This window comes from Bradyrhizobium sp. USDA3010 (assembly GCF_056429065.1).
In genome coordinates, this window is sequence record NZ_JBWJZD010000026.1 from 20,069 (window position 1) to 42,584 (window position 22,516).

Below are 22,516 nucleotides of genomic sequence, written 5' to 3' on the forward strand. Positions count from 1 at the left end.
GCTAGAATCCCGCGACGTCGAGGCCGTCGGCAAAGCCTTCGCCGAGCGCATTGGCGAGTTCGCCGCGCGCGGTGACGTTGGCCGCCGCCTCGATGTTGTGGACGATGGTCGACGACAGCACCCGGACCCAGAGATCGCGCATCAGATAGACCCGCATCACCACGTTCATCGCCAGTGCAAGAGCGAGATACCCGATGCCGACCATGACCATCAGGGGAACGCTCCTGGCGAACGCTTCGGTCCTGAAGAAGTCCGCGATCGAGGAGCCGTTGACGCTCGCGGCCAGGAAGGTGCAGAGCACGAGATAGGCCGAGAACAGCGTGCCGAGCAGCACGGCCCAGCCGATCACCTTCCAGTACAGCCCGATCAGCGCGCTGCGGCGCATGGTGGATTCCAGCCTGACCTCGCCGAAGCGGATACCCGACAGCCACCAGCGCCACTCGATCGCCTTGAACGCGGCATAGGCGAACGGGCCGAACACCGAGACCAGCGCGAACGGCATCAAGAGCCAGAGCCACCAGCCGCGCTTGAAGAAATCCCAGCCGCGGCCCTCGAACGAACCCTGCAGATCGCCGTAATAGGAATGCCGCATCTTGTAGCGCTCGAGCGCCGCCTCGCGCCATGGCAGCGCGAGGCCGAGCGTGATCACGACCAGCACGCCCCACAGCGAGGCCTTCAGCGCGTAGATCCAGCCCGAGCCGCTCATCCAGAAGCGGACGCCGCGCCACACCGTGCGGGTGAGCCGATAGCGCCGCGCGCGGTAGATCGCGAACTGGCCGAACAGGTAGAAGAAGGCGACCAGCGGCAACGAGGCGAACGCCTTGAGATGCTCGGCCTCGATCCCGATCAGGAAATATCCGAGATAGATCGGCATCAGGATCGCCAGCGCGACCAGGAAGCCGATCAGGAGCTCCTTGCCGCGGCCGGTATATTCCGGCGCATCGCCGTCGATCAGGGTGTTCGACCAGAGGTGACGGCGGATGTCGGTGGTGAGCCAGAACCGGTAGAAGCCGAGCGTGACGAGCTCGAGCCCGGCGCCGCGCGCGACCAGGCGGAAGAACTCGTTCCGGCTCCCGGAAAACGCCACCGGCATCGGCGGTGGAACCGGCTGCGGCGGCCCCGGCGGGGTCCAGCTCATGTCGTTCACGGGATAGCTCCAGGACGGGACAATCTCTGCGCATCAAAAGCACAGGTTTGTCGCTGTGAGTGTGATCCAGGTTTCACAGGAGGTCGAGAGCCCGGGCCGCTTTTGGCTCGGTGGGGTTGGCTTTCCCTTAACGGGACCGCTGGAGATCGGCCGTGAGCCGAGCTGCCGCCCATTTCCTACCCCGGGTCGCGCGCTTCGAACCCAAAGAGCGGATTTGCCGACTTAACCGACAAGCCGAACGGCAAAGACGCCGCCGCGAGCACGAGGAAACCCTGGCGATGAGCAAATGGATCTTGTCGGCGTGCTTTTTGGCACTTGCGGCAGCTCCCGCGGCTGCCGTCGACGTGCGGCTGGATTCCTATCGCAATCCAACGAATGAGAACTTTCGCATCTTCAATCATATGTACCTGGACGGCGTCAGGGGCGGCCTGATGGCTTCCAATGCCTGGTTGAAACGGCATGGCGGCCAATTGCTGTTCTGCATGCCCGACACCCTCGCGCTGACCAGCGAACAAACCGAAGAGATCATGCTCAAGTCGGCCGACAAGCGGTCCGCGAAAGGCGAGATGGTGATCGCTCTCCTGCTGCTGTGGGGCATGCAGGACACCTACCCCTGCGAAAAGCCCGGCATCCAATAGACAGTCCCCGCACCGTTCGCACCTGCCGCCCGCCCAATATCAAACGCCGTTTCAAACAGCGTTGGTCGCCGCCTCGTCCCCTCCCCTGGCGAAAAGCCCGGATTCGGCCGCTTTGACCTGACATCAATGCGGCCAAATGCGCGTTGAGAGCCCTTGCGTAAGCCGCGGAATGAGAATGTAATTCGGTAAAACATGTCGCGCCGGCGATGCCCCGGCCGCGAAACGGTTGAGGAGCCGCTCATGCACGGGACCATCGATCTGGTCGACGACACCAATCTGGACGCCGCACGCGAACGCGCCAACACGCTTTCGCTCTCGGATTACGATCCCGGCCATCCCGAGCTGTTCAAGACCGATACCTTCTGGCCGTATTTCGACCGGCTGCGCCGCGAGGATCCGGTGCACTACTGCAAGGATTCGATGTTCGGACCGTACTGGTCGATCACCCGGTACAACGACATCATGGACATCGAGACCAACCACGCGGTGTTCTCCTCGGCCGCATCGCTCGGCGGCATCACCATCCGCGACGTGCCGCCGGACCTGCGCCGCGAAAGCTTCATCGCGATGGACCAGCCGCGCCATTCGGCGCAGCGCAAGACCGTGGCGCCGATGTTCACGCCGACGCACCTCGACGAGCTCGCGATCAATATCCGCAACCGCTCGACCGAGTGCCTCGACAATCTGCCGCGCAGCGAGGTGCTCGACTGGGTCGACAAGGTCTCGATCGAACTGACCACGCAGATGCTCGCGGTGCTGTTCGACTTCCCGTGGGAGGATCGCCGCAAGTTGACCCGCTGGTCCGACGTTGCGACCACCCTGCCAGGCGCCGGCGGCCTCGTCGCCACCGAGGACGAGCGGCAGGCCGAACTGATGGAATGCGCGAGCTATTTCGCAAGGCTGTGGAAGGAACGAGCTGACCAGCCGCCGAAGAGCGACCTGCTCTCGATGATGGCGCACAGCGACGCCACGCGGAACATGGATCCGAAGAACTTCCTCGGCAACCTGATCCTGCTGATCGTCGGCGGCAACGACACCACGCGCAACACGCTGTCGGGCAGCATCTACGCGCTGAGCAAGCATCCGGAGCAATACCGCAAGCTCAAGGAGAACCCGGCGCTGATCGACAGTTTCGTGCCCGAAGTGATCCGCTGGCAAACGCCACTCGCCCATATGCGGCGCACCGCGCTCGCCGACTTCGAGTTCCGCGGCCGCCAGATCAAGAAGGGCGACAAGGTCGTGATGTGGTACGTCTCGGGCAACCGCGACGAAGAGGTGATCGAGAAGCCCTACGAGTTCCTGATCGACCGCGCCCGGCCACGCACCCACATCTCGTTCGGCTTCGGCATCCACCGCTGCGTCGGGCTGCGGCTCGCCGAGCTGCAGCTCAAGATCATCTGGGAGGAAATCCTCAAGCGCTTCGACACCATCGAGGTGGTGGAGGAGCCGCAGCGGGTGTATTCCAGCTTCATCAAGGGCTACGAGACGCTGCCCGTGCGCATTGCCGCCTGACGCATCGCGCGCCAACCGGGATCAAGAACCATGAACGTCCAGACCGCCATCCGCGCCGACCGGGCCGAGCTGCTGCGCCAGGCGCGCGAGGAAGCCTATGCGACACCCCTCAGGGATTTTCACCCCGGCGCGCCAAAACTATTCCAGAACGACACGCTGTGGCCGTGGTTCGAGCGGTTGCGCAAGGAAGAGCCGGTGCACTACTGCACCAATGCGCCGATCGAGCCCTATTGGTCTGTGGTGAAGTACAACGACATCATGCATGTCGACACCAGCCACGGCATCTTCTCCTCCGACTCCACGCTCGGCGGCATCTCGATCCGCGACGTGCCGCCCGGCTACGACTATCCGAGCTTCATCGCGATGGACCAGCCCAAGCACGCCCATCAGCGCAAGACCGTGTCGCCGATGTTCACGCCAACGCATCTCGACGAGCTGGCGAAGCTGATCCGCCAGCGTTCGGCGAGCGTGCTCGACAATCTGCCGCGCAACGAGACCTTCAATTTCGTCGAACGCGTCTCGATCGAGCTGACCACCCAAATGCTGGCGACATTGTTCGACTTCCCCTGGGAAGAGCGGCGCAAGCTGACACGCTGGTCCGACGTCTCCACCGCGCTGCCGAAAAGCGGCATCGTCGACTCGCCGGAACAGCGGCGGCAGGAAATGGACGAGTGCTACGCCTATTTCTCCAGGCTGTGGAATGAGCGCGTCAACGCGCCGCCGAGCAACGACCTGCTGTCGATGATGGCGCACAGCGACGCCACGCGGCACATGGATCCCGACAATCTGATGGGCAACATCATCCTGCTCATCGTCGGCGGCAACGACACCACGCGCAACACCATGAGCGGCTCGGTGCTGGCGCTGCACGAGCATCCCGACCAGTTCAGGAAGCTGAAGGAGAACCCCGCGCTGATCGACACCATGGTGCCGGAGGTGATCCGCTGGCAGACGCCGCTCGCGCATATGCGGCGGACCGCGCTCCAGGACACCGAGGTCGGCGGCAAGACGATCAGGAAGGGCGACCGCGTCGTGATGTGGTACGTCTCCGGCAACCGCGACGACGAGGTGATCGACCGCCCCGACGAGTTCATCATCGATCGCGCCCGGCCGCGCATCCATCTGTCGTTCGGCTTCGGCATCCACCGCTGCGTCGGCATGCGACTCGCCGAGCTGCAGCTCAAGATCGTCTGGCAGGAGATGCTGAAGCGCTTCGACCGCATCGAGGTGGTCGGCGAGCCGAAGCGGGTCTATTCCAGCTTCGTCCGCGGCATCGAGAACCTGCCGGTGCGGATCCCGGGCTGAGCCCAGAATATCCTTGGCTGCAAGTACGTTCGGCCCTATGTCTGCCTGATGTGACTGTCGATGCGCGGCTGCAAGCTGGCCGGTGCGGCAGCGTCTTGCAGTTTAGGCCAGTTGACGGAACATGAACCGAAAAGAACGGCGGGCGGCCGGTAAGCGACGGGACGAGTCCGGCAAAAGCGCACCTGCCTTCGGCTCCCCGGGCGTCAGCATCGCCGATCTCGCCGCCGAGGCAAGCCGCTTCTACGGGATGCGCCGCTTCAACGAAGCGCAGGAGATCTGCCGGCACATTCTCGCGCGCGAGCCCACCCATGTGCAGAGCCTGAACCTGCTCGGCCTGATGGCGCAGGCAGCCGGCGATCACCGGGCTGCCGCGAAGATGTTCGCGAAAGCGATTGCCTCCGACGAGGTCAACGCCGCCTGCCACTACAACGCCGGAAATTCCTACCAGGCGCTGGGCAATCGCGCCAAGGCGGCCACGCATTTCAGCAAGGCACTCGCGCTCGGCATGGATGCGAGGGCCGTCAGCTTCCTCCTGCAGAGCCCAACCGTCACCAGCTATGTCGGGCGGATCGCCGGCAAGTGGCCGCTGCCGGTCACGAACGCCGAATTGTTCGGCGCAGAGAGCGTTGCCCCGCTCGCGCGTGACCTGTTCCTGCGCTCGGCGCTGGAAACGACGACGTTGGCGAGCATGCAGCTCGAGGTGCTGCTCGGATATGCACGCGCCGAACTGCTGCGGCGCGCGAGCAAGCAGGACCAGGACGAAGCCGACGACGAGATCATTGCCTTTGCCTGCGGGCTCGCCCGGCAATGCTTCATCAACGAATATGTCTATGCGCTGACTGAGCCGGAAAGCGAACGTGCGGGCGCATTGCGCGATCGATTGCTGCACGACCTGGCATCCGGCGCCGCGATCACGCCGCTCACGCTGGCGGTCGTCGCGGCTTACTTTCCGCTTCATGCCATCCCGGCCGCGGACGCGCTGCTGCGCCGGGACTGGCCCGCGACCATAGCCGGCCTGTTGCGGGTGCAGCTGCGCGAGCCGCGCGAGGAAATCGAAGAGCGCAGCGCCATTGCGGCGCTGACCCCGATCAGGAACGACGTATCGGTCGAGGTGATGCGCCAGTACGAGGAGAATCCCTATCCGCGCTGGACCGTCAACCCGCTGACGGCCTTCGCGGCCGATCGGGCGCGGGGACGAACCGTCGCGACTGCCGAACAGCAAGCCGAGAAGGACATCCTGATCGCCGGTTGCGGCACCGGCTCGCATGCGATCCAGATCGCGCAGGTCTACCCAAACGCCCGCCTGCTCGCGGTCGACATCAGCATGACCAGCCTCGCCTATGCGCGGCGCAAGACCCGCGAGCTGGGCCTGCGCAACATCGAATATGCGCAGGCGGATATCCTGGAATTGGGCGCGATCGGTCGCACCTTCGACAGCATCGAATCGGTCGGCGTGCTGCACCATCTGGCCGAGCCTTTTGCCGGCTGGCGCGTACTGGTCTCGCTGCTGCGGCCTGGCGGCACGATGCGCATCGGCCTGTACAGCGAACTGGCCCGCCGCGTCATCGTCGAAGCGCGCTCCCGTATCGCCGCGCGCAATTATCGCGCCACCGCCGACGACATCCGACGGTGCCGCCAGGACATTTTTAGCGAGGCCGAACAATGGAAGCCGCTGATCGGCGCCAAGGATTTCTACAGCATGAGCGGCTGCCGCGATCTGCTGTTCAATGTCATGGAACATCGCCTGACGATTCCCGAGATCGCGGCATTCCTCAACGAGCACGGCCTGTCGTTCGGGGGTTTCGAGCCGTTTGACGATCCGGCGGTGCTCGAACAATTCCGCAAACAGTTTCCGGGCACGGCCGACGAGACCAATCTCGACCAGTGGCACCGCTTCGAGGTCGAGCACGCCGCGACGTTCTGGGACATGTACGTCTTCACGGCGAGCAAGACCGCAAGCTGACGGCGCTAAGTCCTCGCGCTGGGCTGCGAAATCAATCTCTTTCGAAGCGCTGGTCGCGGACGGCGACCAAATTCGCGCACTCAGCCCCGCCGACAGGACATGGGTCGCGTCATGTTAGTTTTGGAGCTTCGTGCTTGAACGAATGGTACTTTTGTCGGATGCTATCTGAAGTATAGTGGCAAGTGGGGGATATCTTACATTGCAAAAAGAGCGGACCTATCGAGTTGGTGTTTCAACGCTATCGTTGGTCTTTGGTGATATCACAACATCGACCGCAGACGTACTTGTCAGCTCAGACGACTCTGAGCTGACAATGGGCGGTGGAGTGTCAGCGGCAATTCAACGCGCTGCTGGCCAAAGCATCTTGCTAGAGGCCGAAAAGAACGTGCCAGCCAAGCTGGGAGATGTGGTGGTCACAAGTGCTGGTTCGCTCCCGGCCAAACACGTCTTTCATGCCATCACGATCGGCGAAGGCGAGCTGAGCGACAGCGACATAGTCGCTAATGCCACACGACGCTCCCTAAAGCTCTTGCAAGCGCTTGGGCTCTCCTCGATCGCTTTTCCAACGATAGGTACTGGTGTCGCAGGATTCTCCTATGAGGATGCTGCCACAAATATGGCTGAAGTCATCGTCAGCGAACTCAGCCAAGCTTCAAGGGCACTCCTTGTCACTATTTATCTGTTCGACAGATTTGGCGAGATGGAGCCATTGGACTACATAAAATTCTTTGAAGAGTTTGCTGCTCGCACCCATGGACTGACGGAAGCACCGAGACGACGGAGCCCTGCTCCTAAGGTTGCCGACCGGCAGGCGCGACTTTCAAAGCAACAGACTTCAAAAGCCGAGAAGCGCACTGGAGCACTGACTGAGCTCGCGCAGCTCGACCGCGAAAGGCAAGCGCTGGAAGATCGACTTGCGCGATTTAGGGGCGCGCTCCCAGACCCGAATGTGGCCGCGATCAATGAGCAATTGAACGACATCCAACAACGAAGAATCGCCCTTTTGTCGGCCGTGGCCCCACGACCATCAAATGCTGTTTCGGTCTTCGTCTCATATGCGCATGAGGATGAAGGCCTACGAGACGAACTTCGAAAGCACCTTTGCGTGCTGGAAAAGCAAGGACTGATCGTAAGTTGGCATGATCGGATGATCGGCGCGGGTACTGAGTGGGAAGGGGCGATCGATTCACACTTGAACAGTGCCCGCGTGATCCTCCTGTTGATCAGCCCAGACTTCCTTGCTTCCCAATACTGTTATGACGTCGAAATGGCGCGAGCTCTCGAGCGTCATGAGAAGCGCGAAGCACTCGTAATTCCAATTATGTTGCGAGCCGTTCGCCTGAAGGGAACGCCGTTCGCGAAATTGCAGGCGTTACCGAAAGATGCGAAGCCAATTGTCACTTGGAGCGACCGCGATACTGCTTTCGTCGACGTGACGGATGGCCTCTGCAGCGCAATTCAAGACATAGGTGATCCAGCGTAAGCTCGCCGTGGCTTAGCGAAGGTGCTGGCCCTTGTTTGTCGGCAACGGGCAATTGGTGCAGACCCGGTCATCGCACATCCGGCAGATCGTGAAGCGATCCATCTCCGATGTATCCTGCCTTGCCAGCAGTTCGCGGATCAATGTCGCAAGCTGCTTTCGTTCAGCCGACGACAGCACATCGAGCAATGACGTGACGGCCGATATCCGGGACGCCAGCAGCTCGTTGCGGGATGCAGCGCCGGTCGCCGTCAGGTGCAAGGCAACCTCGCGACCGTCTTTTCCCGAACGGCGTTCGACCAGCCGATCCGAAACCAGACGATCCACCAGCCGGACGGTTCCGGAATGCGACAGGCCGAGGATCCGCCTCAGCTTGTCGTTGGTCATGCCCTGGCCATAGCCGATGACGATGAGGGCCGCGGGCGTCTCGCCGCCGCGGCCGACCACCTCGCGCGCGCCCTGCTCGATACGGTCCATGACAGCGAGCGACAGCGCGCCCAGCAGATTGGCGATTCCGTTTTCCATGCGGGGAATAATATGTGCGCTGCGCACAAAAAACAACTTGACCGGATATGTGCGCTACGCACATATTTGCCGGGAGAGCATCAACGACGGAAAAATGGAGAGAGCGATGACGATCAGAAGCACCGCATTGGCGACGCCTGACGCCGCCGGCAGCGAACCCGCGCTGAAATACGTGCAGGCCAACGGCGTGCGGTTTGCCTATCTCGAACAGGGCAGCGGACCGCTTGTCATGTTCATGCATGGCTTTCCCGACAACGCCTGGTCATATCGCAAGCAGCTGCAGGTGTTCGCTGATGCCGGGTATCGCGCGGTCGCGCCGTTCCTGCGCGGCTATGCGCCGACCGAAATTCCGGCCGACGGCATTTTCGATCCGATCGCGCTGGGCCAGGATCTCGAAGCGCTGATCGCGGCGCTCAGCGACGACGGACAGGCGCGCGTCGTCGGCATGGATTGGGGCGGCACGTCGACGTTCCAGGTGCTGGCCACGGCGCCGTCGGCGATCAAGGCCGCGGTTGTCATGAACACCGCGCACCCGATCACAATCGCGAGCCTCAGGAGCGATCCCGATGCCGTTCGATCGGTCTTCCATGTCTATTTCTTTACGGTGCCTGGCGCTCACTCGGCGGTCAACATCGAGGGGCTTCCCTTCGTCGACTACCTTTGGAAGCTGTGGTCGCCAACCCTGGAGAACGACGAGCATCTCCGCTCGGTCAAGCAGACGCTCAGCTCTCCCGGCACCATGAAGGCGGCGCTGAAATACTACAACGGCCTGGTCGATGCGGGAGTTGCGGGGCGCCTGCCGATCAGCGACATGCATACGCCGACGCTGACGATTTATGGCGGCAACGATCCGACAGCGCGGTATTCGCTGCAGGAAGAGCCACTCTTCAAGGGGCCACATCAGCGCGTTGTCCTGCCCGATGTCGGGCACTTCCCGCACCTCGAGCGTGAGGCCGAGGTCAACAGTTTGATCATGGACTGGTTCAAGAGCCACGCGCCCGGCTGAACAGCCGCGCTGCAACCAGCGACCACGTCACGAAGTCTTTCGAATTTTCTCCAACCAGGAGTGCGCGTAATGGACGCCACGACACAGCAGCAATACGCCGAAGCATTTCATGCTCTTCACAGGACAGGCGATCCGCTCGTCCTGTTCAACGCCTGGGACGTCGCCACCGCCAAGGCGATCGCGAAGAGTTCGCCGGCGGTGGCGACCAGCAGCGGCGCGGTGGCGTCCGCGCTCGGCTTTGCCGACGGCGAAAATGCCCCGCTCGACATCGTGGAAGGCCTGGTCTCGCGGATGACCGCTTCGGTCCCGGTTCCGGTATCGATCGATCTGGAGGCCGGATATGGCGACACCGCGGACGCCGCCGCGCATTCGGCGGCGCGGATCCTGAAGGCCGGCGCGATCGGCATCAATATCGAGGACGGGCTTTTGGGCGGCAAGCGGCAGCTTGCTAGTCCCGAGCTGCATGCCGCCAAGATCAGGGCGGTGCGCGACACCGCGCAACAGCTCGGCATTCACCTCTTCATCAATGCGCGAACCGATCCGTTCCTGCTGAAATTCGGCTCGCCGGAGCAATGCCTGAACGAAGCGGCAAACCGCGCGAAGCTCTATGCCGAGGCCGGCGCCGATGGAATCTTTGTGCCGGGCTTGACCGACCTCGCGTTGATCGAGCGGCTCGTTCAACTAACGCCGCTGCCGGTCAACATCATGGTGACACGGGGCGTTCCCGAAATCCCGGAGCTTGCCCGCGCCGGCGTGCGCCGGGTCAGCCTTGGGCCGTGGCCCATGATGGCGGCGATGCGCGTCATCGGAGAGGCCGCCGCCGCGGTGGTCAAGAGCAAGCAGTACGGCACGTTTCTGCAGCCGAATGGCTGAGGCGGAAGAACGCCAGCCCCCTCGTCATTGCGAGGAGCGAAGCGACGAAGCAATCCATCCTCCATGCATGAGGAGAGATGGATTGCTTCGCGGAGCCTGTCATCGGGCGCGCGTTCGCGCGACCCGTTGGCTCGCAATGACGGCGGTATAAAATTCCGGCATAGCTGCGCGAGCCAGATGCGAAGGGAATAATACCTCCGCCTGGCCTATGCCCTTCGGTGTGAGGACGCGACACTGCGCGCCCCTAGCCGAGGCCATGATGGACCAGATTGCCGTTCACCAGGACAGCGCGACCAGCACCGACTGGCCGGTTGCGATCTACCGCACGTTGAAGGATTTTGGCGTGGCGCAGGTGTCCTACGTCCCCGATGCGGGACACTCGAAGCTGATCAAGCTGTCGCACGCCGATGCCGACATCAAGACCACGGTGCTGACGACCGAGGAGGAAGGCGTGGCGATGGCCGCCGGCGCCTGGCTCGGCGGCGACCGCGCAGTGCTGTTGATGCAATCGAGCGGCGTCGGCAATTGCGTCAACATGCTGTCGCTGATGGCGAGCTGCCGCTTTCCGCTGCTCACGCTGGTGACGATGCGGGGCGAATGGGCGGAATTCAATCCCTGGCAGATCCCGATGGGCCGCGCGACGCCGCAGGCCTTCGAGATCATGGGCACCACCGTGCTGCGGCTGGAGAACCCCGATGACGCCGAGGAAGTGATCTCGGCCGCCGCCTCGCTCGCCTATGACGGCGACCAGCAGGTCGCGGTGCTGATCTCGCAGCGAATGATCGGCCGCAAGAAGTGGACGAAGGAGACGCATTGATGTCAACGCAAACAGGCACTCTCGATCGCCGCGCCGCCGTGAAGGCGCTGCTTTCCGACCGCGGCGATCTGCTCGTGATCTCCGGTCTGGGCTCCTCGTCCTATGACGTATTCGACGCCGGCGAGCATCCCGGCAATTTCTATCTCTGGGGCGCGATGGGCGGCGCCGCGATGGTCGGGCTCGGGCTGGCGCTGGCGCAGCCGAAGCGCCCGGTGCTTGTTATCACCGGCGACGGCGAGCAGCTGATGGGCATCGGCAGCCTTTTGACCATCGCCACCAAGCAGCCCGGCAATCTCTCGATCGCGGTGCTCGACAACGGCCACTTCGGCGAGACCGGGATGCAGCTCAGCCATTCCGGCTTAGGGGCTAGGCTCGAGGTGATCGCGAGCGGCGCGGGCATCGGCAATGTCTCCGACATCGCCGACATGGCCGGCATCGAAAGATTCCGCGCGAGTTTGCGCGACCTCGGTGGCGGCCCGCGGCTGGCACGGATCCGGATCGCGGCCGGCGAAGTCGAGCGCGCGCTGCCGCCGCGCGACGGCACCTATCTGAAGAACCGCTTCCGCGCTCATCTCGGCTTCCAGGTGAAGTGATGCGAAGCCGCGCTCAGGCGAGCTGGATATCCCAGAGCCCCTCGGCGCGGCATGCGGCGACCTCGTCGCGCAGCAATTTGGCGATCAGCGTGATCGCGTTCGAGCCGGGATGCTCGACCGGCGAGGCCAGGGTCAGCTCGCGCCGCGGCGCGGGCCGCGCGATCGGCGCGGTCTCGAGCCGGCCGTCGGCAACCTCGCCGCGCACCGAGGACGGCGGCAGCATGGTGTATCCGAGCCCCTCCTCGACCAGGCTTGTCAGCACGCGGAACGAATCCGCCTCGAGCTTGACGTCGAGTGTGACCTTCTTCTTCGCCGCCGCGTGCTCGATCATGGCGCGGAGCCCGTGCGAATGACTTGGCAGCACCAGGCGCTGACGCAGCAGCCATCCGATATCGACCTGCTTCTTCTGCTTCAGCCCGCTGCCGCGCGGGCCGACCGCGACGATCGAGTCGCGACCGAGGCTCTGCACCGCCAAGTGCAGATCGACCGACGGGCCGTAGATCACCGCAAGGTCCATCTCGCCGCGATGCAGCCACTCGATCAGATGGCCGCTGTAGCTTTCGACGATGCAGAGCGAGATGCCGGGATAGCGTTCCACCGTGCGCCGCGCCAGCCGCGCCGAGATCACGCAGCTCACCGTCGGCACCAGCCCGAGCACGACGCGCCCGGACGGCGCGCCGCCCGCGGACTGGATGTCGTCGCGGATCTGGTCGATCTGCCGCACGATACCGCCGGTGCGCGCCAGCAGCAGCCGGCCGGCATCGGTCAGCACCATGCCGCGGCCGTTGCGCGTGAACAATTCGGTGCGCAGCTCATGCTCCAGCAGCTTGATCTGCCGGCTCAGCGCCGGCTGCGCCACCCGCAAGGTATCGGATGCCTTACTCAGACTCCCGAGTTCCGCGACGCACGCAAAGGTCCTAAGCTGGCGGAAATCCATACTTGCCAATCCTGGAAGGCAGGTTCATACGCTATAACAAAACAGCATAGGGAGTTTACCGGGACCCCACAACCGCGGGCGTTTTCCTCACGCGAACCGGCTTCCGCTTCGCTCGACAACGCTCTGGCGCAACCTCTCGGCAAGACAGAACCCAACAAGACGAAATCATGACCGCACACGATCAGCACACCGACGACCACACCGACATCCGCGACGCCGTCGCAAAGCTCTGCGCGCAGTTTCCCGGCGAATACTGGCGCAAGCTCGATCGCCAGATGGCCTATCCGAAGGAATTCGTCGATGCGCTGACGCAGGCCGGCTATCTCTCGGTGCTGATCCCCGAGGAGTATGGCGGCGCGGGCCTGAAGCTGTCGGCCGCGGCGGCGATCCTGGAAGAGATCCAGCGCGCCGGCTGCAACGGCGGCGGCTGCCACGCCCAGATGTACACGATGGGCACCGTGCTGCGGCACGGCAACGACGCGCAGAAGGCGAAATATCTGCCGAAGGTCGCGACCGGCGAATTGCGGCTGCAGGCGTTCGGGGTCACCGAGCCGACCAGCGGCACCGACACCTCGTCGCTGAAGACCTTCGCGCGCCGCGAGGGCGACCACTACGTCGTCAACGGCCAGAAGATCTGGACCAGCCGCGCCGAATATTCCGACCTGATGATCCTGCTCGCGCGCACCACGCCGAAGGAGCAGTCCAGGAAGCGCACCGACGGGCTCTCGGTGTTCATCGTCGACATGCGCGAGGTGAAGGGCAAGGGCCTCGAAATTCGTCCGATCCGCACCATGATGAACCACGCCACCACCGAAGTGTTCTTCACCGACATGAAGGTGCCGGCGGAGAACCTGATCGGCGAGGAAGGCAAGGGTTTCCGCTATATCCTCTCGGGCATGAATGCCGAACGCATCCTGATCGCCGCCGAATGCGTCGGCGATGCCAAATGGTTCATCCAGAAGGCCACCAACTACGCCAAGGAGCGCAGCGTGTTCGGCCGGCCGATCGGCCAGAACCAGGGCATCCAGTTTCCCATCGCGAAGGCCTATGCCTCGATGCGCGCGGCCGAGTTGATGGTGAAGGAAGCGACCCGCAAATATGAAGCCGGTCTCGACTGCGGCGCCGAGGCCAACATGGCCAAGATGCTGGCGGCGGATGCCTCCTGGGAAGCGGCCAATGCCTGCGTGCAGACCCATGGCGGCTTCGGCTTCGCCGAGGAGTACGACGTCGAGCGCAAGTTCCGCGAGACGCGGCTCTATCAGGTGGCGCCGATCTCGACCAATCTGATCCTATCGTTCGTCGCCGAGCATGTGCTCGGCATGCCCCGCTCCTACTGAGTTTCGAGAATCATGCTGCCGCTTGAGGGATTGACCGTCATCGCCGTCGAACAGGCGGTTGCCGCGCCGTTCTGCTCGTCACGCCTGGCGGACGCCGGCGCCCATGTCATCAAGATCGAGCGGCCGGAGGGCGATTTCGCCCGCGGCTACGACGCCGCGGCGAAGGGCCAGAGCAGCTATTTCGTCTGGCTCAACCGCGGCAAGGATTCCGCCGTGGTCGATCTTGCCACCAAGGAAGGCCGCGCGCAGCTCGAGGCGCTGATCGCGGGGGCCGACGTGCTGCTGCAGAATTTGAAGCCGGGCTCGATGGACAAGCTCGGCTTCTCGCGCGAGCGGCTGCGCAAGGCCTATCCGAAGCTGATCATGTGCACGATCACCGGCTATGGCGACACCGGTCCGTACGCCGATCGCAAGGCCTATGACCTGCTGATCCAGGCCGAGAGCGGCCTCGCCTCGATCACCGGCGGCCCCGAGGGCGCCTCGCGCGTCGGCATGTCGATCGTCGATGTCGCGACCGGTGCTACCGCGCATGCGTCGATCCTCGAGGCGCTGATCGGCCGCGGCCGCACCGGCCAGGGTGCCGATATCCGCATCTCGATGTTCGACGTGATGGCCGACTGGCTCACCGTGCCGCTGCTCAATGCCGAGGACGGCAAGTCGCCGAAGCGGATCGGCCTCGCCCATCCCTCGATCGCGCCTTACGGCGTGTTCCGCTCGAAGGACGGCAAGGAGATCCTGATCTCGATCCAGAGCGAGCGCGAGTGGAAGACGCTGTGCGCCAAGGTGCTGGGTCAGCCCGGCCTGCCCGACGATCCGCGCTTTGCCAACATGGTCGAGCGCGTGCGCAACCGCGCGTTGACCGACCAGATCGTCGGCGACAGTTTCGGCAAGCTGACGCGCGAGGACTTGCTGGCGAAGCTCGCCGAGGCCGACATCGCCTTTGCCGAGGTCAACAGCATGGATGACCTCGCCAGGCATCCGCATCTGCGCCGCATCGAGGTCGACACGCCGAACGGCAGTGTCAGCTATCCGGCACCGGCCGCGATTGTCGTCGGCGAGGACAGGCACTACGGCAAGGTGCCCGCGATCGGCGAGCGCATCAAACGATCCTGAGATCCCTCCTGCCCCGGGCAATACAGTCATGACCGATAAACTCGACCTCGATCATCTCCGCCAGTGGATCGGCAAGACCACGGAGGCCTCCGACGTGGTCACGAAGTATCTCGTGATGGGGCTACGCGCGACGCTCTTCCAGGAGATCGGCGAGCCGAAGGCCGGCGACGCCGCGCCGTGGACCACGCATTGGTGCCTGGCGCAGCCGGTGTTTCCAATGTCGCAACTTGGCCCCGACGGTCATCCGACCCGTGGCGGCTTCCTGCCGCCGGTGCCGCTGCCGCGCCGGATGTGGGCCGGCGGCGAACTCGAATTCTTCGACAGCTTGCGCATCGGCGACGACGCCAAACGCACCTCGCGCATCGCCGACGTCACGGTGAAATCGGGCTCGACCGGCACGCTATGCTTCGTCTCGGTCCATCACGAGGTGACGACCTTGCGCGGGCTTGCGGTTCGCGAGCGGCAGGACATCGTCTATCGCGAGATGACGAGCACACAAGCCGCAGCACCCGCCAAAGCGGCGCCGCCTCCTCCGGCCGCGCAGCATCGCGAGAGCCACGTCTCCGATCCGGTGCTCTTGTTCCGCTATTCGGCCCTGACCTTCAACGGCCACCGCATCCACTACGATCGCGACTACGTCACCAAGGTCGAGGGCTATCCGGGCCTGATCTTCCACGGCCCGCTGCAGGCCTCCTTCATCGTCGAATTCGCCGCGAAACTCCGCGGAGGCAAGCCGCCGAAGAAGCTCACCTATCGCGGCGTGCAGCCGCTGTTCGAGGGCAGCGAGTTCTCGATCAATGCCAACGACAAGGACGACGGCATGGAGCTGTGGACCGCCAATGCCGAGGGCCAGCCGACCATGAAGGGCACGGCGACCTAGTAGGTCGCGAGCGCGATACACATCAGAATGCTTGGGAATAAAGAGGCGCTTTCATCAGCGCCTCGTATTCCGTATGGTGATCGCATTCATCCCTGGATCGCAGATCATGAGTCGCTTCTGGAGTTCGGTCGTCCACAATCTGTCGCCATACGTGCCCGGCGAGCAGCCGAAGATCGGTGGCCTGATCAAGCTCAATACCAACGAGAATCCCTACCCGCCGTCGCCGCGCGCGGTGGCGGCGATCACAGCGACCACGGATCGCCTGCGGCTTTATCCGGACCCGCGCGCATCGGCCCTGCGCGAGGCGATCGCGAGGCGCTACGGCGTCACGTCTGACGAGGTGTTCGTCGGCAACGGCTCGGACGAGGTGCTGGCCCACGCCTTTCCGGCGCTTTTGAAGCACGACGCGCCGCTGCTGTTCCCCGACATTACCTACAGCTTCTACCCGGTCTATTGCCGCCTCTATGACGTCGGCTACGAGACGATCCCGCTCGATGCCGCGATGCGGATACAGCTTGCGGACTACCGGCGGCCGGGCAGCGCCATCCTGCTATGCAATCCCAACGCACCGACCGGCATCGCGTTGCCGCGCGCCGCGATCGAGGCGCTGGTCACCGAGCATCCCGACCGGCTGGTGGTGGTCGACGAGGCCTATGTCGATTTCGGCGCCGAGAGCGCCGTGCCGCTGGTCGCGCGCCATGACAATCTGCTGGTGATCCAGACCCTGTCGAAGTCGCGCGCGCTGGCGGGATTGCGCGTCGGCTTCGCTATCGGCCAGCGCCCGCTGATCGAGGCGCTGGAGCGCGTCAAGGACAGCTTCAACTCCTATCCGCTGGATTGCTTCGCGATCGCGGGTGCAGTCGCCTCGATCGAGGACGACGCATGGTTTGAGGAGACGCGGCATCGCATCATCCGGAGCCGCGAGGCGCTCGCCCGCGATCTCACCGAGCTCGGCTTCGAAGTGCTGCCGTCGCATGCGAATTTCGTGTTCGCCCGCCACGGTGGCCATCGCGGCGCGGATCTCGCCGCGAAGCTGCGCGAGCGCGGCGTCCTGGTGCGGCATTTCCAGAAGCCGCGGATCGAGGATTTCCTGCGCATCACGGTCGGCACGGACGATGAATGCGGCCGCCTGATCGGCTTGCTGCGTCAGATGGTCTGATCCCGCAGCTGCGACGGCGACGACAACGTCTACTCGGCGGGCGTGCACCATGTGCCGGCAACCTTGACGCCGAGTGCCGCGGTCTCCTCGCGAAACTGTGCGATCGATCGCGCATTGCGATGCGCCGCGAACGCGGCGTCATCCTGATAGACCTCGTAGAGCAGGAGCTTTGAAGCGTCCTCGCGGGGCACCAGGACATCGAACTGCAGCGTGCCCGGCTCATCCCTCAGGGAACGGGCGCGGTGCGCCAGCAACAGCGGCAGCACCTCATCCCGCTTGCCTGGCGCGACCTCGACGGTGGCGATGATTGCAAGCTTTGGCATGATGGATACTCCTTTCGGTTGTTTTGAATATTCAGATCAGCTGCGCAGCGGTCGAAACGCATCCCGAACCTCTCGGCTGAAGATGTCGGGCTGCTCCCAGGCGGCGAAGTGGCCGCCGGCCTCGGCCTGATGGAAGTAGATCAGCTTGTGATAGGCCTTTTCCGCCCAGCTCCGCGGCGCGACAAAACTCTCGCCGGGGAACGCCGTCACGGCGGCCGGGATCGCGACATTGGCCGGCAGATAGAGGTTGGTCTTGTTCTCCCAGTACAGACGCGCCGAGGAAATCGCGCTGTTGGTGAGCCAGTACAGCGTGATGTTGTCGAGCACATCGTCGCGCGTCAGTGCGCCCGCGGAATGGCCGTTGACTGCATGACCGAGCACCGCCGATGTCATCGCCGCGGCCGGCTGGGCATAGCCGTCGCCGTGATCAAGCAGCCAGGCAGCGAGGCCCGCCGGCGAATCCGCAAAGGCCGCAAGCGTCTGGGGGCGCGTGCCCATGATCTGCGCGTAGGCGCGCCGTTTCGCGAATTGAAGCTTGATCTGTTCGAAGGCGTGCTGCTCCTCCGCGGACAGATTGTCCGGCGCGGGGCCGCCGGAGATAACTGCCTTGACGACCTCGGGCGGAACGACGCCAGGGAGATTGACGTGAATGCCGAGCAACTCCGGCGCACCAAGCTTGGCCATTTCATTGGAGACCGGCGAACCCCAGTCGCCGCCCTGCGCCACGAACTTGCTGTAGCCGAGCCGCGTCATCAATTGAACCCAAGCCCGTGCGATGCGCTGGGGATCCCAGCCGACCGTGGTCGGTTTGCCGGAGAATCCGTAGCCCGGCATCGATGGAATCACGAGATGAAACGCGTCCGACGCGCTGCCGCCATGCGTGGTGGGATCGGTCAGGGGGTCGATGATCTTCATCTGCTCGATGACTGAACCCGGCCAGCCATGCGTGACGATCAGGGGCAATGCATGGTCGTGCTTCGAACGAACGTGAATGAAATGGATGTCCAGCCCGTCGATTTCGGTGATGAACTGCGGCAGCGCGTTGAGCCGCGCCTCGACCTTCCGCCAGTCGTAGTCGGTCTGCCAGTAGCGGACGAGATCGCGCAGCATCGCCTGCGGAACGCCTTGAGAGTCGTCGTTGACGGTCTCCTTGTCGGACCATCGGGTCGCGGCCAGACGGCGGCGAAGGTCGACAAGGTCCTCTTCGGGAATGTTGATGCGGAATGGCCGGATCGCATCGCTGCTGGCCGCCGCGGCGGGATGCACGGGAAACAGGCTGGCAGCACCGGCAGCGATCAGGCCCAGCGCCGCGCCCGTCAGCAGCCTGCGCCGGTCCTGATCGATGGCGTCCTGGTTCAATTGGCCTATTGCGATTGCAGCTGGTGTCTTCGATTTTGTGGTCATTTGACTGTCTCCTTGGAAAGAGAAGCCGCCGGCAACGCCGCGATCGCCTCGGCGGTTGTCAGGATGGAATGGGCGTAGGTCGGGCCATTCAGCTCGTGAGCCGCGTGCATCATGTCGTGCGAGAAAGCCGCGGTGGCATCGCGCACCAGCGTCACGTGGTAACCGAGCTCCATCGCGAAGCGGCCGGTCGACTCGATGCAGGTATTGGCCAGCAGCCCGACCACGATCACATGCGTGATGCCTTTCTGCTTCAGCAGGAAATCAAGATTGGTGTTGGCGAACCCGCTCTGCCCCCAATGCTCCTGGGCGATCAGATCGCCGGGCTTGGGCGCAAGGTCGGGATGCCATTCCCCGCCCCATTCGCCGCGCGCAAAGCTGTGGCGCTGCATGATCAAGCGCTGGGTCGGGTTGGGATGATTCCAATCCTCGTAATCGCCCGGCTCCCAGCGGCGGTGCGGGACGATCACCACCTGGATGCCGGCGGCCCGGACCGCGCCGTCGAGCTGGCGCAGATTGTCGAGCAGCCCGACCTCGTCGGCGACCGGCTTGATGCGTGGAAAAACCATGCCGCCCTCGGATAGGAAATCATTGTAGGGATCGACGAGAAGCAGCGCGGTTCGCTCGCGTGGATAGGTGATCTGGGACATCGATCGCTCCTTGGCCATCAGGCGCCCGGTTGGATTTGCTTCAATGACGCGCTCCGTTCACTCGGGCAGCGGCTTGCCGCCCTGTTCGCGGACGATGTACTCGGCGTACCAATCAGGCCAGTTCGCATCGTGGCCGCCGGTCCGCTTCTCGTGCTCGCCATGGGCTGCTGCCGCGCGGCGCAGCGCGGCAGCGAGATCGGCCGATGAGGAGAAATTCGTGCTGTTGCCGTCGACCCGCCCGGGCAGGCGTTGCGTCACCTGCTGCAGCAGCCAGGCGTTTCCGTCGGGATCGTTGAACGTGGCGAGCGACCCGTAGCTCGGCCGTTCCGGATCAGGCCCCTTGATGCGGCCTTCCGCGCCGCGGTGAAACACCTCGCTGACATCGGCGCCGCGCGCGATCAACTCGGCGCGCGCCGCTTCGATATCATTGACAATCAGAAAGCGCGGCAGCGCGGATCCCGAGCCGAGATGGATCGAGGTCGGCGAACCCGGCGGCGTCAGTTGCACGGCGCGCGAACCGTCGGGCCTGACGAAGTCGGCATCTAGCCGCCAGCCCAGGTCCTGATAGAAGCGCTTGGCGCGGTCGACATCCGAGACCGGAATGACGACGACTTCGAGCTTCAAATCGACTTTGGCCGCTGTCGGCCCCCGTTCGGTGGTCATGGCTCGCTCCTTGGTGATGACAGACCGGGCCATTGGCGGCCCATTGCATTCGCGATGATGCCGGGCCATATTACTATGAAAATCATAGTAACAAGCCTGCTGAAGAAAACGTGATGACCAAAATGAAGGACAACACGGCTGACCAAACGCTGTGCCCTGTCGCTCGCGCCGAAACCGTTGTGGGCGACCGCTGGACAGTACTTGTTCTGCGCGAACTGTTCGCGCGGAATCATCGCTTCGAGGAGATCCAGGCGCAATCCGGCGGCACGCCGCAGATGATCACGGCACGGCTGAAAAAGCTGGAAGCGGAAGGCCTGGTGACGCGGCGCGTCTACAACAAGCGCCCGTTGCGCCATGAGTATCACCTCACCGAGAAGGGCGAAGCGTTCTTTCCGGTGCTGATGGCGCTGCGCGCCTGGGGTGAGACCTGGTGCAAGTCACCGCGGGAAGGCCGCGCAATGAACTACACCCATCTCGTCTGCGGCAAGGCGGCCGGGCTCGGTCCGGTCTGCGAGTCCTGCGGCGAGCCGGTGCGCCGCGCCGACATGGCGGGCAAGCGGACGCCCAAGTACCAAAGAGAGCGCGATGCGCGATGGGAGGCCTTCAAGGCAAGCCGCTGAGCCCCTTCGCCGCCGCCGACGAAGCGGACAACGTAATTGCTGTCACACTGCTGAACCATTTCCATCACGCGGGTCTCTCATGGCCGAACCCCGCATAACAAACGGAGACCACCATGCCATTCGTTCGTATCGACCTGAAGCGCGGCAAGTCCACCGAATATCGCAAGACCCTGGGCGAGATCGTCTACAAGGCGATGCGCGAGGTGATCAACGTGCCCGAGAATGACAAGTTTCAGGTCATCACCGAGCACGACCGCGGCGATCTGAACTACGCCGAAAGCTATCTCGGCAGTACCTACAGCGACGATCTCATCTTCATCCAGATCACGCTGAATGCCGGGCGTACGGTCGAGATAAAGAAGGCGTTCTACAAGCGGATCGTGGATGATTTCCAGAGCCAGCTGCAGGGACGCCCGGACGATATCTTCATCAGCCTGGTCGAGGTCGCCAAGGAAAACTGGTCGTTCGGCAACGGCATCGCACAATACGCGAGCTGAACGCGGAACAGCCATGCGCCGGACACGCGGTGGCATGTCCGGCTGCTTGCTGTCCGTATCTTGCGATCGGCCTTGCCGGCACGCATAGTGCGGCTCCGTGCACAAACAACAACAAATCGGGAGGCAACCATGAGGACGATCGCAGCCGCGCTGTGCGCGCTCGCGCTGATCGCAACCGGGGCGCAAGCACAGACGCTCAAGGATTTCATGGCTGTAGTCATGAAGAAATGGACTGCGCCGTTCGAACCGTACGAGCTGATCGACAATATCTACTACGTCGGCACTGACGGGATCGCAGTCTATATCATCAAGACGTCGCAAGGGCTGATCCTGATGGATACGGCGATGCAGCAGTCGACCGGCATGATCAAGGACAACATCAAGAAGCTCGGCTTCAAGGAAGGCGACATCAAATATATCCTCAACACCCACGCCCATCTCGACCACACCGGCGGCTTTGCCGAGATCAAGCAGGAGACCGGCGCGCAGCTGATCGCCGGCGCGCGCGACAAGCCCCTGCTCGAGGGCGGCTATTATCCGGGCGACGAGAGCAACGCCGATCTTGCCTTTGCGCCGGTCAAGGTCGACCGCACCGTCAAGGAAGGCGACAAGGTGACGCTCGGCGACGTGACGCTGACCGCGCACACCACGCCCGGCCATTCGCCCGGCTGCACCAGCTGGGAGACGACGGTGAAAGACGGCAACCAGCAGCGCAACGTGCTGTTCTTCTGCAGCGGAACAGTGGCGCTGAACCGGCTGGTCGGACGCCCGACCTACCCCGGCATCGTCGATGACTACCGCTCGACCTTTGCCAAGGTCAAGGCGATGAAGGTCGACGTGCTGCTCGGGCCGCATCCGGAGGTCTACGACATGCAGGCCAAGCGCGCACAGATGAAGGACGGCGCGCCGAATCCGTTCGTCAAGCCGGGCGAAAACGCCAGCTATGTGGCCGGGCTGGAGCAGGATTTCGACAAGCAGCTCGCCAAGCAGACCGCTGCGCTGCAGAAGGCCAATTAGGGAGCCACTGCGAAATGTCGTCCCGTCATCCTGAGGAGCCGCGAAGCGGCGTCGCGAAGG

23 protein-coding genes are annotated in these 22,516 nt (G+C 63.6%); 16 read left to right on the top strand and 7 right to left on the bottom strand.

Annotated features, from left to right (window positions below):
• Nucleotide 1 precedes the first annotated feature (1 nt).
• A complete protein-coding gene (locus tag AC066Y_RS30595) occupies nt 2-1,138 on the bottom strand; it encodes a DUF898 family protein (protein WP_478277186.1) in 1,137 nt (378 codons plus the stop codon).
• Between the two features lie 161 nt (nt 1,139-1,299).
• Here AC066Y_RS30595 and AC066Y_RS30600 point away from each other — a divergent pair, with 161 nt between their 5' ends.
• The 5 genes from AC066Y_RS30600 to AC066Y_RS30620 all read left to right on the top strand — a co-directional run bounded on the left by AC066Y_RS30600 (nt 1,300) and on the right by AC066Y_RS30620 (nt 8,048).
• The gene (locus tag AC066Y_RS30600; protein ID WP_478277114.1) at nt 1,300-1,785 is read left to right on the top strand and encodes a hypothetical protein; all 486 of its coding nucleotides are present in this window, start codon (nt 1,300-1,302) and stop codon (nt 1,783-1,785) included.
• Between the two features lie 240 nt (nt 1,786-2,025).
• The gene (locus tag AC066Y_RS30605; RefSeq protein WP_478277115.1) at nt 2,026-3,297 is read left to right on the top strand and encodes a cytochrome P450; all 1,272 of its coding nucleotides are present in this window, start codon (nt 2,026-2,028) and stop codon (nt 3,295-3,297) included.
• 30 nt (nt 3,298-3,327) lie between these two features.
• Nucleotides 3,328-4,602: a cytochrome P450 gene (locus AC066Y_RS30610; RefSeq protein ID WP_478277116.1), complete on the top strand. Its 1,275-nt coding sequence runs from the start codon at nt 3,328-3,330 to the stop codon at nt 4,600-4,602.
• Nucleotides 4,603-4,723: 121 nt separating this feature from the next.
• Nucleotides 4,724-6,565 (top strand): class I SAM-dependent methyltransferase, encoded by a 1,842-nt coding sequence (locus tag AC066Y_RS30615; protein ID WP_478277117.1) that lies wholly within the window; start codon nt 4,724-4,726, stop codon nt 6,563-6,565.
• Nucleotides 6,566-6,764: 199 nt separating this feature from the next.
• Entirely contained in the window at nt 6,765-8,048 is a 1,284-nt protein-coding gene (locus AC066Y_RS30620) for a macro domain-containing protein (RefSeq protein ID WP_478277118.1), read from the top strand.
• Nucleotides 8,049-8,060: 12 nt separating this feature from the next.
• Here AC066Y_RS30620 and AC066Y_RS30625 read toward each other — a convergent pair whose 3' ends face one another.
• Nucleotides 8,061-8,570, bottom strand: coding sequence for a MarR family winged helix-turn-helix transcriptional regulator (locus tag AC066Y_RS30625; protein ID WP_478277119.1), 510 nt, complete (start codon nt 8,568-8,570; stop codon nt 8,061-8,063).
• Nucleotides 8,571-8,676: 106 nt separating this feature from the next.
• Here AC066Y_RS30625 and AC066Y_RS30630 point away from each other — a divergent pair, with 106 nt between their 5' ends.
• From AC066Y_RS30630 to AC066Y_RS30645, 4 genes are all read left to right on the top strand, one after another.
• A complete protein-coding gene (locus AC066Y_RS30630) occupies nt 8,677-9,576 on the top strand; it encodes an alpha/beta fold hydrolase (protein ID WP_478277120.1) in 900 nt (299 codons plus the stop codon).
• 69 nt (nt 9,577-9,645) lie between these two features.
• Nucleotides 9,646-10,449 carry an isocitrate lyase/PEP mutase family protein gene (locus tag AC066Y_RS30635; RefSeq protein ID WP_478277121.1) on the top strand — a complete coding sequence of 268 codons (804 nt, stop codon included), beginning with the start codon at nt 9,646-9,648 and terminating at the stop codon, nt 10,447-10,449.
• Between the two features lie 256 nt (nt 10,450-10,705).
• Nucleotides 10,706-11,266 (top strand): thiamine pyrophosphate-binding protein, encoded by a 561-nt coding sequence (locus AC066Y_RS30640; RefSeq protein ID WP_212319506.1) that lies wholly within the window; start codon nt 10,706-10,708, stop codon nt 11,264-11,266.
• Nucleotides 11,266-11,859 carry a thiamine pyrophosphate-dependent enzyme gene (locus tag AC066Y_RS30645; RefSeq protein ID WP_478277122.1) on the top strand — a complete coding sequence of 198 codons (594 nt, stop codon included), beginning with the start codon at nt 11,266-11,268 and terminating at the stop codon, nt 11,857-11,859. Before AC066Y_RS30640 ends, AC066Y_RS30645 begins: the two co-directional genes overlap by 1 nt.
• Nucleotides 11,860-11,872: 13 nt before the next feature.
• On the opposite strand, the gene AC066Y_RS30650 is transcribed toward AC066Y_RS30645, so the two are convergent.
• Nucleotides 11,873-12,796: a LysR family transcriptional regulator gene (locus AC066Y_RS30650; RefSeq protein ID WP_092116489.1), complete on the bottom strand. Its 924-nt coding sequence runs from the start codon at nt 12,794-12,796 to the stop codon at nt 11,873-11,875.
• A 167-nt stretch (nt 12,797-12,963) separates the two neighbouring features.
• On the opposite strand from AC066Y_RS30650, the gene AC066Y_RS30655 reads away from it, so the two are divergent.
• The 4 genes from AC066Y_RS30655 (at nt 12,964) to hisC (ending at nt 17,285) form a co-directional block, all read left to right on the top strand.
• Nucleotides 12,964-14,133 carry an acyl-CoA dehydrogenase family protein gene (locus AC066Y_RS30655; protein ID WP_478277123.1) on the top strand — a complete coding sequence of 390 codons (1,170 nt, stop codon included), beginning with the start codon at nt 12,964-12,966 and terminating at the stop codon, nt 14,131-14,133.
• Between the two features lie 12 nt (nt 14,134-14,145).
• Nucleotides 14,146-15,246 carry a CaiB/BaiF CoA transferase family protein gene (locus AC066Y_RS30660; protein WP_478277124.1) on the top strand — a complete coding sequence of 367 codons (1,101 nt, stop codon included), beginning with the start codon at nt 14,146-14,148 and terminating at the stop codon, nt 15,244-15,246.
• A 28-nt stretch (nt 15,247-15,274) separates the two neighbouring features.
• On the top strand, nt 15,275-16,126 hold the full coding sequence (locus tag AC066Y_RS30665) for an HTD2 family dehydratase (protein WP_478277125.1): 852 nt from the start codon (nt 15,275-15,277) through the stop codon (nt 16,124-16,126).
• A 106-nt stretch (nt 16,127-16,232) separates the two neighbouring features.
• A complete protein-coding gene (gene hisC, locus AC066Y_RS30670; protein WP_478277126.1) occupies nt 16,233-17,285 on the top strand; it encodes a histidinol-phosphate transaminase in 1,053 nt (350 codons plus the stop codon).
• A 29-nt stretch (nt 17,286-17,314) separates the two neighbouring features.
• Here hisC and AC066Y_RS30675 read toward each other — a convergent pair whose 3' ends face one another.
• The 4 genes from AC066Y_RS30675 to AC066Y_RS30690 are packed head-to-tail and all read right to left on the bottom strand — an operon-like array spanning nt 17,315 to nt 20,322.
• Nucleotides 17,315-17,608: a putative quinol monooxygenase gene (locus AC066Y_RS30675; protein ID WP_092116499.1), complete on the bottom strand. Its 294-nt coding sequence runs from the start codon at nt 17,606-17,608 to the stop codon at nt 17,315-17,317.
• 36 nt (nt 17,609-17,644) lie between these two features.
• Nucleotides 17,645-19,012 (bottom strand): epoxide hydrolase family protein, encoded by a 1,368-nt coding sequence (locus AC066Y_RS30680; RefSeq protein ID WP_478277127.1) that lies wholly within the window; start codon nt 19,010-19,012, stop codon nt 17,645-17,647.
• Nucleotides 19,009-19,659 (bottom strand): cysteine hydrolase family protein, encoded by a 651-nt coding sequence (locus tag AC066Y_RS30685; protein ID WP_478277128.1) that lies wholly within the window; start codon nt 19,657-19,659, stop codon nt 19,009-19,011. The genes AC066Y_RS30680 and AC066Y_RS30685 overlap by 4 nt, the downstream gene beginning before the upstream one ends.
• A 57-nt stretch (nt 19,660-19,716) precedes the next feature.
• On the bottom strand, nt 19,717-20,322 hold the full coding sequence (locus AC066Y_RS30690) for a VOC family protein (protein WP_478277129.1): 606 nt from the start codon (nt 20,320-20,322) through the stop codon (nt 19,717-19,719).
• A gap of 122 nt (nt 20,323-20,444) precedes the next feature.
• Between AC066Y_RS30690 and AC066Y_RS30695 the strand changes: the two genes are divergently transcribed.
• The 3 genes from AC066Y_RS30695 to blaBJP all read left to right on the top strand — a co-directional run bounded on the left by AC066Y_RS30695 (nt 20,445) and on the right by blaBJP (nt 22,456).
• Complete coding sequence (locus AC066Y_RS30695; RefSeq protein WP_478277187.1) at nt 20,445-20,942, top strand: winged helix-turn-helix transcriptional regulator; 498 nt, start codon at nt 20,445-20,447, stop codon at nt 20,940-20,942.
• A gap of 113 nt (nt 20,943-21,055) precedes the next feature.
• A complete protein-coding gene (locus AC066Y_RS30700; protein WP_478277130.1) occupies nt 21,056-21,439 on the top strand; it encodes a tautomerase family protein in 384 nt (127 codons plus the stop codon).
• 129 nt (nt 21,440-21,568) lie between these two features.
• Nucleotides 21,569-22,456: a BJP family subclass B3 metallo-beta-lactamase gene (blaBJP, locus tag AC066Y_RS30705; RefSeq protein WP_478277131.1), complete on the top strand. Its 888-nt coding sequence runs from the start codon at nt 21,569-21,571 to the stop codon at nt 22,454-22,456.
• Nucleotides 22,457-22,516: the final 60 nt, after the last annotated feature.

Coding starts and splice junctions, on each gene's coding strand:
- AC066Y_RS30625 (WP_478277119.1), bottom strand. CDS start 8,570: ATGGAAAACGGAATCGCCAATCTGCTGGGCGCGCTGTCGCTCGCTGTC.
- AC066Y_RS30690 (WP_478277129.1), bottom strand. CDS start 20,322: ATGACCACCGAACGGGGGCCGACAGCGGCCAAAGTCGATTTGAAGCTC.
- AC066Y_RS30660 (WP_478277124.1), top strand. CDS start 14,146: ATGCTGCCGCTTGAGGGATTGACCGTCATCGCCGTCGAACAGGCGGTT.
- AC066Y_RS30675 (WP_092116499.1), bottom strand. CDS start 17,608: ATGCCAAAGCTTGCAATCATCGCCACCGTCGAGGTCGCGCCAGGCAAG.
- AC066Y_RS30700 (WP_478277130.1), top strand. CDS start 21,056: ATGCCATTCGTTCGTATCGACCTGAAGCGCGGCAAGTCCACCGAATAT.
- AC066Y_RS30610 (WP_478277116.1), top strand. CDS start 3,328: ATGAACGTCCAGACCGCCATCCGCGCCGACCGGGCCGAGCTGCTGCGC.
- AC066Y_RS30630 (WP_478277120.1), top strand. CDS start 8,677: ATGACGATCAGAAGCACCGCATTGGCGACGCCTGACGCCGCCGGCAGC.
- AC066Y_RS30595 (WP_478277186.1), bottom strand. CDS start 1,138: ATGAGCTGGACCCCGCCGGGGCCGCCGCAGCCGGTTCCACCGCCGATG.
- AC066Y_RS30640 (WP_212319506.1), top strand. CDS start 10,706: ATGATGGACCAGATTGCCGTTCACCAGGACAGCGCGACCAGCACCGAC.
- blaBJP (WP_478277131.1), top strand. CDS start 21,569: ATGAGGACGATCGCAGCCGCGCTGTGCGCGCTCGCGCTGATCGCAACC.
- hisC (WP_478277126.1), top strand. CDS start 16,233: ATGAGTCGCTTCTGGAGTTCGGTCGTCCACAATCTGTCGCCATACGTG.
- AC066Y_RS30685 (WP_478277128.1), bottom strand. CDS start 19,659: ATGTCCCAGATCACCTATCCACGCGAGCGAACCGCGCTGCTTCTCGTC.
- AC066Y_RS30645 (WP_478277122.1), top strand. CDS start 11,266: ATGTCAACGCAAACAGGCACTCTCGATCGCCGCGCCGCCGTGAAGGCG.
- AC066Y_RS30680 (WP_478277127.1), bottom strand. CDS start 19,012: ATGACCACAAAATCGAAGACACCAGCTGCAATCGCAATAGGCCAATTG.
- AC066Y_RS30665 (WP_478277125.1), top strand. CDS start 15,275: ATGACCGATAAACTCGACCTCGATCATCTCCGCCAGTGGATCGGCAAG.
- AC066Y_RS30655 (WP_478277123.1), top strand. CDS start 12,964: ATGACCGCACACGATCAGCACACCGACGACCACACCGACATCCGCGAC.
- AC066Y_RS30605 (WP_478277115.1), top strand. CDS start 2,026: ATGCACGGGACCATCGATCTGGTCGACGACACCAATCTGGACGCCGCA.
- AC066Y_RS30695 (WP_478277187.1), top strand. CDS start 20,445: ATGAAGGACAACACGGCTGACCAAACGCTGTGCCCTGTCGCTCGCGCC.
- AC066Y_RS30650 (WP_092116489.1), bottom strand. CDS start 12,796: ATGGATTTCCGCCAGCTTAGGACCTTTGCGTGCGTCGCGGAACTCGGG.
- AC066Y_RS30635 (WP_478277121.1), top strand. CDS start 9,646: ATGGACGCCACGACACAGCAGCAATACGCCGAAGCATTTCATGCTCTT.
- AC066Y_RS30615 (WP_478277117.1), top strand. CDS start 4,724: ATGAACCGAAAAGAACGGCGGGCGGCCGGTAAGCGACGGGACGAGTCC.